The sequence below is a fragment of the Nonomuraea mesophila genome (genome assembly GCF_004352805.1).
GTDB lineage: Bacteria > Actinomycetota > Actinomycetes > Streptosporangiales > Streptosporangiaceae > Nonomuraea > Nonomuraea longispora.
The window spans coordinates 1-3733 of the sequence record NZ_SMLD01000329.1; the positions used below are offsets into that span (position 1 = coordinate 1).

4 protein-coding genes are annotated in these 3733 nt (G+C 69.9%); 3 read left to right on the top strand and 1 reads right to left on the bottom strand.

Translation table 11 applies throughout. The annotated features are described in order from the left end of the window. Positions 1-1828, top strand: a 1828-nt coding sequence (locus E1295_RS47495) for an ATP-binding protein (protein ID WP_132641889.1), incomplete at its 5' end; no start/stop codon positions are given. Positions 1829-1840: 12 nt separating this feature from the next. Here the strand turns inward: E1295_RS47495 and E1295_RS47500 are convergent. Next, positions 1841-2335: a hypothetical protein gene (locus tag E1295_RS47500; RefSeq protein ID WP_132641891.1), complete on the bottom strand. Its 495-nt coding sequence runs from the start codon at positions 2333-2335 to the stop codon at positions 1841-1843. A 138-nt stretch (positions 2336-2473) separates the two neighbouring features. Between E1295_RS47500 and E1295_RS47505 the strand changes: the two genes are divergently transcribed. Then, entirely contained in the window at positions 2474-2854 is a 381-nt protein-coding gene (locus tag E1295_RS47505) for a nuclear transport factor 2 family protein (RefSeq protein ID WP_132641893.1), read from the top strand. 442 nt (positions 2855-3296) lie between these two features. Then, positions 3297-3551 carry a hypothetical protein gene (locus tag E1295_RS47510; RefSeq protein WP_132641895.1) on the top strand — a complete coding sequence of 85 codons (255 nt, stop codon included), beginning with the start codon at positions 3297-3299 and terminating at the stop codon, positions 3549-3551. The last annotated feature ends 182 nt before the right edge of the window (positions 3552-3733 follow it).

Here is a 3733-nt window from a genome sequence, read left to right on the forward strand (position 1 = left end):
ACAGACCCTCAGCACCCTCGCCCAGGCCGACGCCGTCCGCCTGTTCACCGAACGCGCCAGAGCCGTCCTGCCCACCTTCGCCCTCACCGAGGACAACCGCGACACCATCGCCCGCATCGTCCGCCACCTCGACGGCCTGCCCCTCGGCATCGAACTGGCCGCCGTCCGCCTGCGCGCCCTGTCGGCCCAGCAACTCCTCGACCGCCTCGACGACCGCTTCCGCCTGCTCAACGCGGGACCACGCGCAGAACTACCCCGCCACCAGACCCTACGAGCCCTCATCGATTGGAGCTACGCACTGTGCTCGGACAAAGAACGACTCCTGTGGGAACGGGTCTCGGCCTTCGCCGGCGGCCTGGACCTGGAAGCCGCCGAAACGATCTGCTCCGGCCGCGGAATCGACCGCCACGACATCGTCCACCTGGTGATCGGCCTGGTCGACAAATCCGTACTGATACGCGAAGACCACCCGTGCGGCGTCCGCTACCGGATGCTCGACACCCTCAGCGCCTACGGCCGCGAACGCCTGGCCACCTCAGGCCAGCAGGACTGGCTGCGCGAACGGCACGCAGGTTATTACCGCGACCTGGCCGCACGGGCCCGAGCGGACCTGTTCGGCCCCCGTCAGGTGCACTGGCTCACCCGCCTGCACCTCGAACACGCCAACCTGCGCACCGCCCTCGAACAGTCCTTCACCGGACCGGACGGCGCACGCACCGGCCTGACCATGGCCACCGACCTGCTCTACCACTGGACCACCAGTTATTACCCGGCTGAAGGCCGCCGCTGGCTCCAACAGGGACTCGCCGCCCGCGACGTCCCCGACGACGTACGCGCCTGCGCCCTGTGGGCCGGCGGCTGGCTGGCCATCATCCAGGCCGACGAACCCGCCGCCACCGCCATGCTGCACGACAGCCGCCGCGCGGGGGAGCGCCTGCACGACCAGCACATCCTCGGCTACGCCGCCCTGTTCTCCGGCATGATCGCCATGAAAGAGGGCCGCACCGCCGACGCCATCACCCTGTACGAACAGGCCCTGGCCCAGCACCGCGCCTCCGCAGACCCGGCCGGCACCGCACTGTCGCTCATCCGGCTCACACTGGCCTACAGCCACGCCGGCGACACACCCTCCGCCGTGGCCGCGGGGGAGCGGTGCCTGGCCCTGTGCGAGAGCCACCACGAAAGCTGGCACCACGCCTACGCCATGACGGCACTCGGCATCCAAGCCTGGCGGCAAGGAGACCTGCGCCGCGCCACCGACCTGCAACGCAAGGCACTGACGGTCAACCGCAGCCTCGGCGACCACCTCGGCATCGGCATCACCGTCGAAGCACTCGCCTGGATCGCCGCCACCCAGCGCCGCCACCAGCGCGCCGCCCGCCTGCTCGGCATCCTGCAGACCGTGTGGGCGTCCATCGGCGCACCCCTGTCCGGCTACGGGCACCTGGCCGCCTACCACGACGCCTGCGAACAGGACACCCGCCGGACACTGGGGGAGGACGCCTACAACACGGCCCTACGACGCGGCGCCCGCATGCCCCTGGACGAGGCACTGGCCTACGTCCTGCAGGAGGAGCCGCCCACCGGCCGCGGCAAGGGCGGACAGCGGCTGGACCGGCTGACCCGCCGCGAAAGCGAGATCGCCCAGCTCGTCGCCCGCGGCCTGACCAACAAGGAGATCGCCGCCTGCCTGGTGATCTCACAGCGCACCGCCGAAGGCCACATCGAGCACATCCTCGCCAAACTGGGCTTCAGCTCCCGCTCCCAGATCGCGGTCTGGGCGGGGGAGCAGGCCCGCGCCCAGGACCGGCCCGCGGCAGGGGAGTGACCCCTCAACCGGTCAGTCCACGCCGCGCGAATGACCCGGGCAGGCGCGGCCGGCCGGCAGCTCGAACCAGGCCACCTGCCCGCAGACCCCCCAGCAGCACGCCAGCCGCGCCAGCAACGACCGATGCGGCGCAGGACCCGGCCGCGCCCCCGCACCCGCGAACACACCGCTCACCTCACAGCGCAGCAACCCGTCCTCCACCCGCAGTTCGAGCCTGATCCGGCCGTCGCAGCGGCGCAACGCATCGGAGACGAGCTCGCCGACGAGCACCTCGGCGGTCTCGGCCTGCCGGCGCAGACCCCACGCCGACAGCCGCGCGACGGCCAGACGGCGCGCCGCCTGCACCGCCGACGGCCGCGCCGACAACAACCACGACGCCTCACGCTCGCGCCCCGCCCATCCGGAGCGTACGGCCAGCGCGTCGGCCATGGCCAGCAGCGCGTTGCGGGAGGGGAGTCGTACGGCGGGTGGCCGGGGGCGGGCTCCTCGCCGATCGATGGCGCGCAACGTGCGATCCTCTCCCTCGGGGGCTGGTGAGTGGTCCTCACGTAGCTTGCCGCCGCACCCTCACCCACAAGACGGGAGAAATACCCATATAGGTGCTATTGGGTGGTACGTGGGTGCCCGACCACCACAATGAACACCATGAACACCCGCGCCGCCGCCCAACGCTTCGCCGACACCTGGCAACACGGCTGGACCCACCACGACACCGACGCCATCATCGCCCTCTACCACGACGACGCCGTCCACACCAGCATGCCCTTCCGCCCACCCCACCAGGGCAAACCCGCCATCGCCGACTACATCACCCGATCATTCGCCGACGAGAGCGACCCCCGCGTCACCTTCGCCGCACCCCTCGTCGACGGCGACCACGCCGCCATCGAATTCCAGGTCCACGCCCTCGACAACGGCCGCCCCACCACACTCGCAGGCTGCGTCTTCGTCACCTTCGACCCCGACGGACTCGCCGTACGCACCCGCGACTACTGGCACACCACCGACCGGCACCCCAGCGGCTAACGCGCCACCCGGACCGGCCCTGCACCCGAAACAGCCGCCACCGGCCGCGAAAACACCGGAGCAACCGGCGCGGCCTCCTGCGCCGCCGGACGCTGCTGCACCCGCTGCTCGGCCTCCTGCTCGGCGCACCCGCCCGCGCAGTAGCCGTTCGACACGATCAGCCGCCCCCGCAACGCCGTGTACGCCTCTTTACCTGAAGCGGGCAGAACCCCCTGACACACCTGGCATAACACCGACTGACTCCCCACGTGCTGCTCCTCTCGCGGTGCGAATAGCAGAATCCCCACCCTAAGCGCCGGAAACCCCCGAGGACAGCGAATCAACAGGCCGTCAAACGAACCGTCAGAGCCCTCTGGATCACCTCAACTTGACATAATGCACATTATCAAGCAACTACGGAAGCGGTCGCATAAAGCGTTCCATCCCGGGAAGACGCCCACACATGTCACCCCTGGAGGTCACCACCCCGAGCCTCGTCGCGTTGTCGGCCGTCATCGCCGCCGCCGCCATCTGGTTGATCATCTGGGCCGTACGGCTCACCAGAGCGCCGCGCAACCGGCCGAACCCCAGCGTGGATCTTGTGGACCAGGCGCGGGAGCTCAAGGCGCTCGGCCAGATCCGTGAGGCCGTCTTCCTCGTACGCGGCGAGACCGGCATGAGCCAGCGGGCCGCCTCGAGGTTCGTCAACCGCCTGTAGGCGCCGCGACCCCCTTTCCGGGCGTCCCTGCGGGAGCCTTTCCGATACCCGACAGAACAGGGATTCTGTCTGGTGTCAGGTGTTCTGTCCTGCTTTTGCACTGCTTGTCCGGCGGTGTCGGGCGTTGGCACCGGTTCTGCCGGTCGTCTCTCCTGCCATCTCTCCTGCGCTCTCTCCGGGTG